The organism is Micromonospora sp. DSM 43699 (assembly GCF_055517075.1).
In genome coordinates, this window is record NZ_JBTMMT010000005.1 from 120602 (window position 1) to 136128 (window position 15527).

The following is a 15527-nucleotide window of genomic DNA, read 5'->3' on the forward strand; positions in this document are numbered from 1 at the left end:
GTTCCGCTCCGCTGATCCTCGAAAGGACCTGCCCCGCCGTGCGCACCGACCTCATCAGGCCATTGCCCGTCACGCTCCAGGAGAACGCGGCCCGGTTTCCCGGCAAGGTGGCCTTCGAGGACGACCGGCGGGCGGTGACGTACCGCGACCTCGAGGCGCGGACCCGGCGGCTCGCGGGGCACCTGGGGGGCCTCGGCGTCCGGCCCGGTGACCGGGTGGCCATCTGGCTGCCCCAGTCGGTGGCGACGGTGGAGAGCTACCTCGCGATCGTGCGCGCCGCCGGCATCGGGGTGCCGCTCAACCCCGCCTCGGCGCAGGCCGAGCTGGAGTACCTGCTGTCCGACAGCGGCGCCACGGTGATCGTCACCGATGCCGCACAGGCCGGCAGGCTCCGGTCGATGCCGCACCTGACGGTGCTGGTGACCGGTGCCGAGGTGCCGACCGGGACGCTGTCGTACGACGCGCTCGCCGATGCCGAACCGGACCAGCCGGCCCGCGACGACCTCGGTCTCGACGACGTGGCCTGGATGTTCTACACCTCGGGGACGACCGGCCACCCCAAGGGTGTGCTGTCGACCCAGCGCAACTGTCTCTGGTCCGTCGCCTCCTGCTACGTGCCGATTCCCGGGCTGACCGACCGGGACCGGGTGCTCTGGCCGCTCCCGCTGTTCCACAGCCTCTCGCACATCGCCTGCGTGCTGTCCGTCACCGTGGTCGGTGCCACCGCCCGGATCATGGACGGCAGTTCCGCGTCGGACGTGCTCCGGGTGCTCCGGGAGCAGGAGTCGACCTTCCTGGCCGGGGTGCCCACCACCTACCAGCACCTGGTGACGGCGGCCCGGCAGCACGGCTTCTCGGCACCCCACCTGCGGATCGGCCTGGCCGGCGGAGCGGTCCTCGCCGCCGGGCTGCGCCGGGAGTTCGAGGAGACCTTCGGGGTGCCGCTCGTCGACGCGTACGGCAGCACCGAGACCTGCGGGGCGATCACCATCAACCCGCCGGACGGCCGGCGGGTCGACGGATCCTGCGGCCTGCCCGTGCCGGGCGTCGAGGTGCGCATCGTCGACCCCGGTACCGGAGTGGACCGTCCCGCCGGGGTCGAGGGGGAGGTGTGGGTCCGTGGGCCGAACGTCATGGTCGGCTACCACGACAGCCCGGAGGCGACCGCCGAGGCACTGCGCGACGGCTGGTTCCGCACCGGAGACCTGGCCCGGCGGGACGACGCCGGGTACTTCACCATCTGCGGGCGGAGCAAGGAGCTGATCATCCGCGGTGGGGAGAACATCCACCCCACGGAGGTGGAGGCGGTGCTGCGGACCGTCCCCGGGGTCGCCGACGCCGCCGTGGCGGGCCTGCCGCACGACACGCTCGGCGAGGTGCCGGTGGCGTACGTGATCCCCGGCGACACCGGGTTCGACGTCCAGGCCCTGCTGAGCCGGTGCCGCGAGCGGCTCTCCGCCTACAAGGTGCCCGCCGAGGTCCGCGAGGTGACGCACATCCCCCGCACCGCCTCCGGCAAGGTCCAGCGGCGGCTGCTGGCCGAACAGCCCGGCCGGGTGGTGTACGCGGCGACCGAGCACCACGACGCGCTGACGACCGTCGCCGAGCCCGACGACGCCGTCGCGGCGACCCTGCGGCGTCGGCTGTCCGCACTCGACGAACCGGCCCAACTGGCCCTCCTGGACGACCTGGTCCGCACCCAGGCGGCGGCGGTGTCGGGACAGCCGGGGCCCGGGTCGGTCCCGGCCGACCGGGCGTTCCGCGACCTGGGCTTCACCTCGCTGGCCGTCGTCGCACTGCGCAACCGGTTGACGGCGGGCACCGGGCTGCGGCTGCCGACCAGCGTTGTCTTCGACCATCCCACCTCGCTGGCGTTGGCCGCCTGGCTGCGGGCCGAGCTCCTCGGCGTCGACCGGACGGTCGACGAGCCGGTGCCGGTCGCCGACTTCGACGAACCCGTCGCCATCGTGGGTATGGCCTGCCGGCTGCCCGGTGGGGTGAGCGGGCCGGAGGAGCTGTGGGACCTGGTGGCCGCCGGTGTCGACGCGGTCGCCGAGTTCCCCGACGACCGGGGCTGGGACCTCGATCGGCTGTTCGACCCGGATCCGGACCGCACCGGCACCTCGTACACCCGGCACGGTGGTTTCCTGCGCGATGCCGGGCTGTTCGACGCGGGGTTCTTCGGGATCTCGCCGCGTGAGGCGCTGGCCATGGATCCGCAGCAGCGGTTGCTGCTGGAGACCTCGTGGGAGGCGCTGGAGCGGGCCGGCATCGACGCCTCGTCGCTGAAGGGCACCGACGTCGGCGTGTTCACCGGCGTCTTCGGCCACGGCTACGGCACCGGCGTCGACGCGCCGGAGCTGGAGGGCTTCACCACCACGGGGTCGGCCACCAGCGTGGCATCGGGGCGGGTGTCCTACGTGTTCGGCTTCGAGGGGCCGGCGATCACCGTGGACACCGCCTGCTCGTCGTCGCTGGTGGCGGTGCACCTCGCCGCCCAGGCCCTGCGGCAGGGCGAGTGTTCCCTGGCGCTGGCCGGCGGGGCGACGGTGATGGCGAACCCGGACACCTTCGTGGAGTTCTCCCGGCAGCGGGCGCTCGCCCCGGACGGCCGGTGCAAGGCGTACGCCGCCACCGCCGACGGCACCGGCTGGGCCGAGGGCGCGGGCGTGGTCGTGCTGGAGCGGCTGTCGGTGGCCCGGGAGCGCGGCCACCGGGTGCTGGCGGTGGTCCGGGGCAGCGCCGTGAACCAGGACGGCGCGTCGAACGGCCTGACCGCCCCGAACGGTCTGGCGCAGCGGCGGGTGATCCGTCGGGCGCTGGCCGCGGCGGGCCTGTCGCCGGCCGAGGTGGACGCGGTGGAGGGGCACGGTACGGGGACGACGCTCGGTGATCCGATCGAGTTGCAGGCGCTGCTGGCGACGTACGGTCAGGACCGGGACGCGGATCGGCCGTTGTGGTTGGGGTCGCTGAAGTCGAACATCGGGCACACCCAGGCGGCTGCCGGTGTCGCCGGTCTGATCAAGATGGTCCAGGCGCTGCGGCACGGGGTGCTGCCGGCGACGCTGCACGTCGACGCCCCGGCGGTGGGGGTGGACTGGTCCGCCGGTGCCGTGGCGCTGTTGACCGAGCCCCGGGAGTGGACCCCTGAGGGTCGTCCACGTCGGGCCGGGGTGTCGTCGTTCGGGGTGAGCGGGACGAACGCGCACGTGATCGTGGAGGAGGCGGCCGAGGAGCCGGCCGTCGCCGAGGTGGCCCCGCCGGTGGCGGCGGAGGTGGTGCCGCTCGTGGTGTCGGCGCGCAGCCCGGTGTCGTTGGCGGGTCAGGCGGGTCGGCTGGCCGGGTTCGTCGCGCGGTCCGGTCTGCCGTTGGCGGGGGTGGCCGGGGCGTTGGTGTCGCAGCGGGCGGTGTGGTCCGAGCGCGCGGTGGTGGTGGCGGGCTCGGTGGACGAGGCGTCGGCCGGGTTGGATGCGCTCTCCCGTGGTGAGCAGGCGGTCGGTGTGCTGACCGGCGGCGCGGAGGTGGCGGGCCGGGTGGTGTGGGTGTTCCCGGGCCAGGGGACGCAGTGGGTCGGCATGGGCCGGGAACTGCTCGACACCTCGCCGGTCTTCGCCGCCCGGATCGCGGAGTGCGCCGCGGCGTTGGAGCCGTGGATCGACTGGTCCCTGCGGGACGTGCTGCGCGGTGAGGCCCCCGCCGATCTGATCGAGCGGGTCGACGTGCTGCAACCGGCGTCGTTCGCGGTGATGGTGGGCCTGGCGGCGGTGTGGTCGTCGGTGGGGGTCCGGCCGGACGCGGTGGTGGGTCACTCGCAGGGTGAGATCGCGGCGGCCTGCGTGGCCGGGGCGCTGTCGCTCCGGGACGCGGCGCGGGTGGTGGCGCTGCGCAGCCGGGCCATCGCCTCGACCCTGTCGGGCCACGGCGGCATGGCGTCGGTGGCGTCGGGTGAGGACGAGGTGACCGCACACCTGACGCCCTGGGCGGGCCGGGTGGAGGTCGCCGCGGTCAACGGGCCGTCGTCGGTGGTGATCGCCGGTGAGGTCCAAGCGCTGGACGAGGCGTCGGCGGCGCTGGCGGCGCGGGGTGTGCGGGTACGGCGGGTGGCGGTGGACTACGCCTCGCACACCCGGCACGTGGCGGACGTCGAGGAGATCCTGGCCGAGGCGCTGGCGCAGGTCGAGGCGAAGGCGCCGGTGGTGCCCTTCTACTCCTGCGTGACCGGCGGATGGGTCCGCGACGCCGGGGTGGTCGACGGCGCCTACTGGTACCGGAACCTGCGTGCCCAGGTGCGGTTCGGCCCGGCCGTCGCCGCCCTGGTCGACCAGGGGTACGGCGTCTTCGTCGAGGTGAGCGCGCATCCGGTGCTCGTCCAGCCGATCAGCGAACTGGTGGCCGACGCCGACGTGCTGGTGACCGGCACCCTGCGGCGCGACGACGGTGGCCTGCGCCGGCTGCTGGCCTCGATGGCCGAGCTGTTCGTCCGGGGGGTGGCGGTCGACTGGGCCGCGATGTTCCCGCCGGTGTCCGGCCGGGTGGACCTGCCGACCTACGCGTTCGACAGGCGGCACTACTGGCTGCGGTCGACACCCACCACCACGGACGCCACGTCGTTGGGCCAGGAGACCACGGCACACCCCCTGCTCGGCGCGGTGGTGAGCCTGCCGGACTCGGCCGGCTTCGCGGCCACCTCGCGGTGGTCGTCGCGGGCTCTTCCGTGGCTCGCGGAGCACCTCGGCGCGGAAACCGTCGCGGTGCCGAACGCGACCCTGGTCGAGGTGGCCATCCGGCTCGGTGACCTGGCCGACACCCCCGTCCTCGACGACCTGACCGTCGAGGTGCCCGTGCTGCTGCCGGCGCGCGGCGGCCGTGACATCCGGGTCGTCGTCGGCGAACCCGATGGGACGCGGCGGCGGTCCGTGGCGATCCACTCCCGTGCCGCGCAGGCCCCGTTCGACGCGCCATGGACCCGCCACGCGCACGGCACCCTCGCCCCCACCGTCACCCTGCCGACCCGCCCGATGCCCGGAGTCGCCACCGAGGTCGACCTGGACGAGGGCGCGGCACGGGACGCCGACCGTTACGGGCTGCACCCCGCCCTGCTCGACGCGGCCGTCCGCGCCGTCCTGCCCGACGGCACGCAGCCGACCCGGTGGACCGGGGTGACCCTGCTGGCTTCGGGGGCCACCGCCGTGCAGGTCCGGCCGGGCCCGACGTCGCCGCAGGGGACCGCGCTGACGCTTACCGACGCCACCGGGCGACCCGTGCTGACCGCCGACGGGGTGCTCGGCACCGCCGAGGCCGACGAACCGGCCGGCGGTGCGTTGCCGCCCGACGCCCTGTTCCGGGTCGAGTGGACCGCGCTGCCGCTGCCGCCCGTGGACCGCGCCGTCGACATCGTGCCCGTCACCACCGGCGGGGACGTCGCCACGGCGGCGGCGACACCACCTGACGTCCTGCACTACGAGGCGGTCACCGGGGATCCCCGTACGGCGGCCGACGCCGCGCTGACGCTGCTGCAGGCCTGGCTCGCCGAACCGGCCCTGGCCGACACGCGACTGGTCGTGGTCACCGGTGACCACACCGCGCTCGACGTCGCAGCGGTGTGGGGCCTGGTGCGGTCGGCGCAGTCGGAGCACCCGGGCCGGATCGTGCTGGTCGACCTCGACGACGCGTCCCGGCCCGCGCTGCCGGCGGTGCTGCACAGCGGCGAGCCGCAGGTGCGGGTGCGCGACGGCGTCGCGGAGGTGCCCCGGCTGGTCCGGTTCTCGCCTGACGTCCCGACGCCGCACCGTCGACTCGACCCCGACGGCACCGTGCTGATCACCGGTGGCACCGGAACCCTGGGGGCCACCACGGCCCGTCATCTCGTCACCGCGCACGGCATCCGGCACCTGGTCCTGCTCAGCCGGCGGGGCCACGCCCCGCAGCTGCACGCCGAGTTGACCGCGCTGGGGGCGTCGGTAGACGTCGTCGCCTGCGACGCGGCGGACCGGGACCGGCTGCGGGACGTGCTGGCGGCGGTGCCGGCCGCGCATCCGCTCACCGCCGTGGTGCACACCGCCGGCGTCCTCGACGACGGGGTGCTCACCGAACTGCACCCGGAACGCCTCGACACCGTGCTGCGGCCGAAGCTGGACGCGGCGCTCCACCTGCACGAGCTCACCCGGGACCTGGACCTCGCCGCGTTCGTGCTGTTCTCCTCGGCGGCGGGCGTGCTGGGCAACCCGGGGCAGGCCAACTACGCCGCGGCCAACGCGTGTCTCGACGCGCTCGCCCGGCAGCGGCACCGGCTCGGGCTGCCCGCCGTCTCCCTCGCCTGGGGCTACTGGTCGCAGGCCAGCGACATGACCCGGCACCTGGGGGTCGCGGACCTGAGCCGCCACCGGCGTACCGGCATGACCGGCCTGTCCGCCGCCGAGGGCATGGCGCTGCTGGACGCCACCCTCGGCCTGGCCGACACGGTGGTGGCGGCGAAACTCGACCTGCCCGCCCTGCGGCGGGCCGCCGTGGCCGGCGACCCGGTCCCGCCGCTGCTCCGCGCGCTGGCCCCGGCGCCGCGGCCGAGGGCCGGCAGCGCCACCGGCCCCACGTCGCTGGCCGGGCGCCTCGCCGGACTCGCCGAGACCGCGCAGACCGAACTCCTGCTCGACCTGGTACGCGGACACGCCGCCGCGGTGCTCGGCCACGCCGACGCCGACGCCGACGCCGTGCACCCCGGGCGCAGCTTCAAGGACGCCGGCTTCGACTCGCTCACCGCCGTGGAACTGCGCAACCGGCTGGCCGCCGCGACCGGGCTCACCCTGTCCCCGGCGATGGTCTTCGACTACCCGAAACCGGCCGCGCTCGCCGGGTACCTGCACACCAGGCTGCTCGGTGGGACCTCGCGCCAGCCGGCCGCAGCCGGTGCACCTGCCCCGACGACCGACGAGCCGATCGCGATCGTGGCGATGGCCTGTCGCTTCCCCGGGGGCGTGCACGGCCCGGAGGACCTGTGGCGGGTGGTGGCCGACGGGGTCGACGCGGTCACCGAGTTCCCCGCCGACCGGGGGTGGGACACCGACCGGGTCTACCACGAGGATCCGCACCACCCGGGCACCTCGTACGTGCGCCACGGCGCGTTCCTCGACGACGCCGCCGGCTTCGACGCGGCCTTCTTCGGCATCTCACCGAACGAGGCGTTGGCGATGGACCCGCAGCAGCGGCTGCTGCTGGAGACGTCATGGGAGGCGTTCGAGCGGGCCGCGATCGACCCGACCACGCTCGCCGGGCAGGAGGTCGGGGTCTTCGTCGGCGTCAACAGCCACGACTACGACACCCGCACCCTCCAGGCGGCCGGCACCGAGGGTTTCCGCCTCACCGGAAGTTCGGGCAGTGTCGTCTCCGGCCGGGTCTCCTACCACTTCGGCTTCGAGGGGCCGGCCATCACCGTCGACACCGCCTGCTCCTCCTCGCTTGTGGCGCTGCACCTGGCGGCGCAGGCGCTGCACCGCGGCGAGTGCACGATGGCCCTCGCCGGGGGTGTGATGGTGATGGGCACCGTCGAGACGTTCGTCGAGTTCTCCCGGCAGGGTGGCCTCGCGCCCGACGGCCGGTGCAAGGCGTTCGCCGACGGCGCGGACGGCACCGGGTGGTCCGAGGGGGTGGGACTGCTGCTCGTGGAGCGGCTGTCGGAGGCCCGCCGCCGGGGTCACCAGGTGCTGGCAGTGGTCCGGGGCAGTGCGGTGAACCAGGACGGCGCGTCCAACGGGCTCACCGCGCCGAACGGCCCGTCGCAGCAGCGGGTGATCCTGAAGGCACTCGCCGACGCGGGCCTGCGACCCTCGGACGTGGACGTCGTGGAGGCGCACGGCACCGGCACGACGCTCGGCGACCCGATCGAGGCGCAGGCGCTGCTCGCCACCTACGGCCAGGACCGACCGGCCGACCGGCCGCTGTGGCTGGGGTCGGTGAAGTCGAACATCGGGCACACCCAGGCCGCGGCGGGGGTCGCGGGCGTCGCCAAGATGGTGCTCGCCATGCGGCACGGCGTGCTGCCCCGGACGCTGCACGTCGACCGTCCGTCGCGCAACGTGGACTGGTCCTCGGGCGCGGTGGAGCTGTTGACCGAGGCGCGTGACTGGCCGGACACCGGCCGGCCCCGCCGGGCTGCGGTGTCGTCCTTCGGCATCGGCGGCACCAACGCGCACGTCGTCCTGGAAGCGGCTCCCGACCAGCCGGTCACCGACCCGCCGGAGTCGGCGTCGGAGCCGGAGTCTGGGCCGGAGTCGAGCGGCTTCCCGGTCCCGGTCGTGGTGTCGGCGCGGACGGCTGCCGGCCTGCGCGGCCAGGCGGGTCGGCTCGCCCGGTTCCTCGCCGACCGGTCCGACGTACGCCTCACCGATGCGGCACACGCCCTCGTGACCACCCGCGCCCACCTCGACCACCGGGCGGTCGTGCTGGCCGCCGACCGGGGGCAGGCCGGCACCGGTCTGTGTACCGTCGAGCGTGGCGCGACGGGCCCCGGGATCGTCTCCGGCACCCCGGTCCCGGGCAGACTGGCTGTCCTGTTCACCGGCCAGGGCAGTCAGTGGGCCGGCATGGGACGCGAGCTCGCCGCAGCCTTCCCGGTCTTCCGTGCCGCGTTCGACACCGCCTGCGCCGCCGTGGACCGGCACCTGGGCCGGCACGCGTCGCGCCCGCTGCGTGACGTGGCCTTCGCCTCCGACGGTGAGCTGCTCGACCAGACCGTCTACACGCAGGGCGCGCTGTTCGCCCTGGAGACCGCGCTGTTCCGGCTGGTCGAGTCCTGGGGGGTACGCCCCGACCTGCTCGCGGGCCACTCGGTCGGGGAGATCACCGCCGCCCACGTCGCCGGGGTGCTGGACCTGGACGGGGCGGCCAGACTGGTCGCCACCCGGGGCCGGCTGATGCAGGACCTGCCCACCGGTGGCGCGATGGTCGCCGTCCAGGCGACCGAGGCCGAGGTCGCGCCGCTGCTCGCCGGGTCGGAGGGGGTCGTCTGCGTCGCGGCGGTCAACGGCCCCGACGCGGTGGTGCTCTCCGGCGACGAGGACGTCGTGCTCGCCGTCGCCGCCGAACTGGCCGGTCGGGGCCGTAAGACGCGACGACTTCCGGTCAGCCACGCCTTCCACTCACCGCTGATGACGCCGATGCTCGACGAGTTCCGCGCGGTGCTGGCGGACCTGTCGTTCCGGCCGGGCGACCTGCCCGTCGTGTCCACGCTGACCGGCGCGCTCGCCGGGGAGGGCCAGCTCGGCACCCCGGAGTACTGGGTCGACCAGGCCCGCCACCCGGTCCGGTTCGGCGACGCGGTCACCGCGCTGAGCGGGCACGGCGCGACGACCTTCCTGGAGCTGGGGCCGGGTGGGGCGCTGGCCGCGATGGCGCTCGCCACGCTCGGCGTACCGGAGCAGAGCTGCCTCGCCGTGCTGCGCAAGGACGGCGCGGAGGTCGCCGACCTGGTGGCCGCGGTCGCGGCGCTGCACGTGCGGGGCGTGCCCGTCGACTGGACCGGCCTGCTCGGCAGGCGTGCCACCGGGGTGGGAACCGAGCTGCCCACCTACGCGTTCCAACACGAGCGGTACTGGGCCGAGCCCGACGACACCGCCACCGGGGGCGCGGAGGCGCTCGGTGCCACAAGCGCCGGGCACCCGTTGCTCGGCACCGTGATCGACGTGCCCGACACCGGCGGCCTGGTGCTCACCGGTCGGCTGTCGCCACGCAGCCCGGGGGTGCTCCCCGGCCCGACCCCCCGGGTGCCGGTCGCCGTGCTGCTGGAGATGCTGGTCCGGGCGGGCAACGAGGTCGGCTGCGGCAGCCTCGACCAGATCGTCGTCGAAGCGCCGCTGACGGTCGCGGCGGCCGGGCGTACCCGGGTGCGGGTGACCGTGGCCGGTCCCGGCGCGGACGGACGTCGTGGCGTGGCCGTCCACGGCCTACCCGACGGCGCGGCGCCGGGGTCGTGGACCTGCCACGCCCGCGCCGTGCTGGTGCCCGGGGTGCCGCCGCCGGCGTTCGACAGGCGGGACCGGTCGGGCACCGAGCTCGGCCTCCCGGCCGAGCTGGCCGAGCAGGCCGCCGCGTTCACCCTCCACCCGGGACTCGTCGACGCCGCGCTGCGCGTCCTGGCCGGCGACGACGAGCGGGACATCGCGACGTGCCGGAGCATGACGGTGTACGCGCAGGGCGCCGCTGCCGTGCGGCTGCGGACGACACCGACGCCGGACGGCGGCCACCTGCTGGAGCTGGCGGACGTCGACGGCGAACCCGTCGCCACGATCGGCCCGCTGACCCTCGACGCCGCCGTCCCCGTCGCCCCGGTGCCGTTGACCCCCGACGCCGCCGCCGTCGTGGCGGTGGACGGTGACCCGCAACCGCAACCGCAACCGCTCGCCCGCCGGGTGGTGCCCCGGGGCGGGGCGACAGGTGCGGGGCTGTCGGACCGGCTCGCCGGGCTGGCCGTCGCCGAGCAGCTCCGGATCGTGCTGGACCTGGTCAAGGAGAGCACCGCCGTCGTCCTCGGCCACCGGGACTCGGACGCGTTCGACGAGGAGCAGCCCTTCAAGAGCCTCGGCTTCGACTCGTTGAGCGGGGTCAAGCTCCGTAACCGACTCCAGGACTTCACCGGCGTACGGCTGCCCAGCACCCTGGTCTTCGACTACCCGACGCCGGCGGTCCTCGCCGCCCACCTGCGCGCCGAACTGCTCGGTGAGCACCCGGAACTGCCAGTCACCGCCGGGGCTGCCGTCTCCGACGAGCCGATCGCGATCGTGGCGATGAGCACCCGGCTGCCCGGCGGCGCGGACACCCCCGAGGGACTGTGGAACCTGGTACGGGAGCGGCACGACGCGGTCGCCGGCTTCCCCGTCGACCGGGGCTGGGACCTCGACGGCCTCTACCACCCGGACCCCGCCCACCCGGGCACCAGCTACACCCGCACGGGTGGGTTCCTCTACGACGCCGCCCAGTTCGACGGCACGCTGTTCGGGATCTCGCCCCGCGAGGCGCTGGCGATGGACCCGCAGCAGCGGTTGCTGCTGGAGACCTCCTGGGAGGTGCTGGAGCGGGCCGGCATCGACCCGCTGTCGGTCAAGGGCAGCGACATCGGGGTCTTCACCGGCATCGTCCACCACGACTACGTGACCCGGCTGCACCGGGTGCCCGAGGACGTGCAGGGCTACCTGATGACCGGGGCGGCGGCCAGCGTGGCCTCCGGTCGGGTGTCGTACGTGTTCGGCCTGGAGGGACCGGCGGTCACCCTGGACACCGCCTGCTCCTCCTCGCTGGTGGCGATGCACCTCGCGGCCCAGGCGCTGCGGCAGGGCGAGTGCTCGATGGCGCTGGCCGGCGGCGCGACGGTGATGGCCAGCCCGGACGCGTTCCTGGAGTTCTCCCGGCAGCGGGGGTTGTCCGCCGACGGCCGGTGCAAGGCGTACGCCGACGACGCCGACGGCACCGGCTGGTCCGAGGGGGTCGGGGTCCTGCTGCTGGAGCGGTTGTCGGTGGCGCGGGAGCGCGGGCATCCGGTCCTGGCACTGCTGCGTGGCAGCGCGGTGAACCAGGACGGCGCGTCCAACGGGCTGACCGCGCCGAACGGCCCGTCGCAGCAGCGGGTGATCCGCAGCGCGCTGGCCAACGCCGGCCTGACGCCCGCCGACGTGGACGCGGTGGAGGGGCACGGCACCGGCACCGCGCTGGGCGATCCGATCGAGGCACAGGCCCTGCTGGCCACCTACGGGCAGGGCCGGGACCCCGACCGTCCGCTGTGGCTGGGGTCGCTGAAGTCGAACATCGGGCACACCCAGGCGGCGGCCGGGGTGGCCGGGGTGATCAAGATGGTGCAGGCGCTGCGGCACGAGCTGTTGCCCGCGACGCTGCACGTGGACACCCCCACCACCAAGGTCGACTGGTCGGCCGGGGCGGTCCGGGTGCTGACCGAGGCGCGGGACTGGCCACGCGGCGGGCGTCCGCGCCGGGCCGCCGTGTCCTCCTTCGGGGCCAGCGGGACGAACGCGCACGTGATCCTGGAGGAGGCGCCGGCCGCGCCGACGGCGCCGGCCGCCCCGGAGGTCGTACCGGCCGGGGTGGTGCCGTTGGTGGTGTCGGCGGGCAGCCCGGGTGCGCTGGCCGGGCAGGCCGGCCGGCTGGTGTCCTTCCTCAAGGGTGCCGGTGCGGTGCCGCTGGCCGGGGTGGCCGGTGCGCTGCTCTCGGGGCGCGCGAAGCTCGGCCGGCGGGCCGTGGTGGTGGCGCAGACCGACGCCGAGGCGCTCGCCGGGCTGGGCACGTTGGCCCGGGGTGAGAACGCCCCGGGCCTGGTCACCGGCGGCGTGGACGTGCCCGGCCGGGTGGTGTGGGTGTTCCCCGGCCAGGGCTGGCAGTGGGTCGGCATGGGCCGGGAACTGCTCGACTCGTCACCGGTCTTCGCCGCCCGGATCGCCGAGTGCGCCGCCGCGCTGGAGCCGTGGATCGACTGGTCCCTGCCGGACGTGCTGCGCGGCGAGACCCCCGCCGACCTGACCGAGCGGGTCGACGTGCTGCAACCGGCGTCGTTCGCCGTGATGGTGGGCCTGGCGGCGGTGTGGTCGTCGGTCGGCGTACGACCGGATGCGGTGCTCGGGCACTCGCAGGGTGAGATCGCCGCGGCCTGCGTGGCCGGGGCGCTTTCGCTCCAGGACGCCGCCCGGGTGGTGGCGCTGCGCAGCCAGGCGATCGCCGCGAAGCTGTCCGGTCGCGGTGGCATGGCCTCGGTCGCGCTGCCCGAGCAGGACGTGCTCGGGCGGTTGACGCCCTGGGCTGGCCGGGTCGAGGTGGCCGCGGTCAACAGCCCGTCCTCGGTGGTGGTCGCCGGCGACGCCGACGCCCTGGACGAGGCCCTGGAACTCCTGGCCGGCCAGGGGGTACGGGTCCGGCGGGTGGCCGTCGACTACGCCTCCCACAGCTGGCACGTCGAGGACATCCGGCACACCCTCGCCGACGTGCTGGCCGGGATCGACGCGCAGGCGCCGGCCGTCCCGTTCTACTCGACGGTCACCGGCGACTGGATCCGCGACGCCGGGGTCGTCGACGGCGGCTACTGGTACCGCAACCTGCGCAGCCAGGTCGGATTCGGCCCGGCGGTGGCGGACCTGGTCGCCCAGGGCCACGGCGTGTTCGTGGAACTCAGCGCGCACCCGGTGCTGGTGCAGCCGATCGCCGAGATCACCGACGGGCTGGTGGTCGGGACGCTGCGCCGCGACGACGGTGGCCTGCGGCGGCTGCTGACCTCGATGGCCGAGCTGTTCGTGCGGGGGCTGGCCGTCGACTGGGCCGCGCTGCTGCCGCCCGTCCCGGTCCGGGTCGACCTGCCGACGTACGCCTTCGACCACAGGCACTACTGGCTGCACGAGGCCGACCCGGGCACCGACGCGGCCGAACCGGGCACAGACGGCGCTGACGCCGACTTCTGGGCCGCGCTCGAGCGTCCCGACCTGGACTCCCTCGCCGAGTTGCTGGAACTCGCCTCACCCGACCAGCGCGGTGCGCTGGACACCGTCGCCCCCGTGCTGGCCGACTGGCGGCGCAAGCGCCGCGAGATGTCCACCGCGGAGAAGCTGCGCTACCAGGTGACCTGGCAGCCCCTGGACCGGGAGGCCGCCGGGGTGCCGGCCGGCCGGTGGCTCGTCGTCGTGCCGCCGGCGCACGGTGACGACGCGCTCCTCGCCGACCTGGCCGGACAGGGCCTCGACCTGACCCTGCTGGAGGTCGACGCGCCGGACCGCACCCGGGAACGGCTCGGTGTCCGGCTGACCACGGCCCTGGCCGACCACGACCTGACCGGCGTGCTGTCCCTGCTCGCCCTGGACCCCGGGACCCCGACCGAGGTCGCGGCGACGACGCTCGCCCTGGTGCAGGCCCTGGGCGACCGGGCCGTCACCGCGCCGCTGTGGTGCCTGACCCGGGGCGCGGTGAACATCGGCATCCAGGACGCCGTCACCGCACCTGCCCAGGCCGCGCTCTGGGGCCTCGGCCGTGCCGTCGCGCTCGAACGGCCGGACCGCTGGGGCGGTCTGGTCGACCTGCCCGGGGCGAGTGACCCCCGCACGGCACAGTCCCTGCTCGGGGTGCTGAACGGCGTCGACGAGGACCAGCTCGCGATCCGCCGGTCGGGCACCTACCGTCGGCGGCTGGTCCGCAAGCCCGTACCCGAGCCGGCGGGCGGCGGGGGCTGGCAACCCCGGGGCACGGTCCTGGTGACCGGTGGGGCGGAGGGGCTCGGCCGGCACACCGCCGTCTGGCTGGCGCAGGCGGGCGTCGACCGGCTCGTCGTCACCACCACCGCCCACGCGCCCGACGACAGCGTGCCGGAGCTGCGGGCCGCACTGGCCGGGCTCGGCCTGTCCACGGTGGTCGAGTCCTGCGCCGATGCCGACCGGGACGCGATCGCCGCCCTGCTGGCCGCGACGGCCCCGGAGCAGCCGGTGACTGCCGTGGTGCACGCCGCCGACGTCACCCAGACCAGTTCCGTCGACGACACCGGCGTGGGCGACCTCGCCGGGGTGTTCGCCGCGAAGGTGGACACCGCGCTGTGGCTGGACGAGCTGTTCCGGGACACCCCGCTCGACGCGTTCGTCGTGTTCTCGTCGATCGCGGGGGTCTGGGGTGGTGGCGGCCAGGGGCCGTCCGGTGCGGCGAACGCCGTCCTCGATGCCCTCATCGAGTGGCGTCGGGCCCGCGGCCTGCGGGCGACCTCGATCGGCTGGGGCGCGCTGGACCAGATCGGGGTGGGCATGGACGAGGCCGCCCTGGCCCAGCTGCGCCGCCGGGGTGTCCTGCCGATGGCCCCCCCGGTGGCGGTGACCGCGATGGTCCAGGCGGTGGGCGGCAACGAGAAGTCCGTGACCGTCGCCGACATGGACTGGGCCGCCTTCGTCCCGGCCTACACCTCGGTGCGGCCCAGCCCGCTCTTCACGGATCTGCCCGAGGCGAAGGCCGCCCTGGCGGCGTCGCAGCCCGACACCGGTGACAGCGACACCGCCGCGTCGCTGGCGGACTCCCTGCGCGACGTCACCGACAGCGAACAGCAGCGGATTCTGCTCCGGCTGGTCCGTGGACACGCCTCGACGGTGCTGGGCCACGGCAGCGCCGAGGGCATCGGGCCGAGGCAGCCCTTCCAGGAGGTCGGCTTCGATTCGCTGGCCGCGGTCAACCTCCGCAACAGCCTGCACGCGGCGACCGGGCTCCGCCTGCCGGCGACGCTGATCTTCGACTATCCCACCCCGGAGTCGCTTGTCGGCTACCTGCGTGCCGAACTGCTCCGGGAGCCCGACGACGACCTGGCGGGGCGGGAGGACGACCTGCGGCGGGTCCTCGCGTCCGTGCCGATCGCCCGGTTCCGGGAGGCGGGCGTGCTGGAGACCCTGCTGGGACTGGCCGACGTGGACGCCACCGGCCCGGATACCGGGCCGCCCCCGGCGGACGACGACGGGGAACTGATCGACGCCCTGGACATCGCCGGTCTCGTCCAGCGTGCGCTGGGCACGACGAGCTGA

At 75.1% G+C, this 15527-nt stretch carries 1 protein-coding gene; it reads left to right on the top strand.

Going from position 1 to position 15527, the window contains the following annotated elements; genetic code table 11:
• Nucleotides 1-38: 38 nt before the first annotated feature.
• Entirely contained in the window at nucleotides 39-15527 is a 15489-nt protein-coding gene (locus tag AC0AIB_RS04800) for a type I polyketide synthase (RefSeq protein WP_465096097.1), read from the top strand.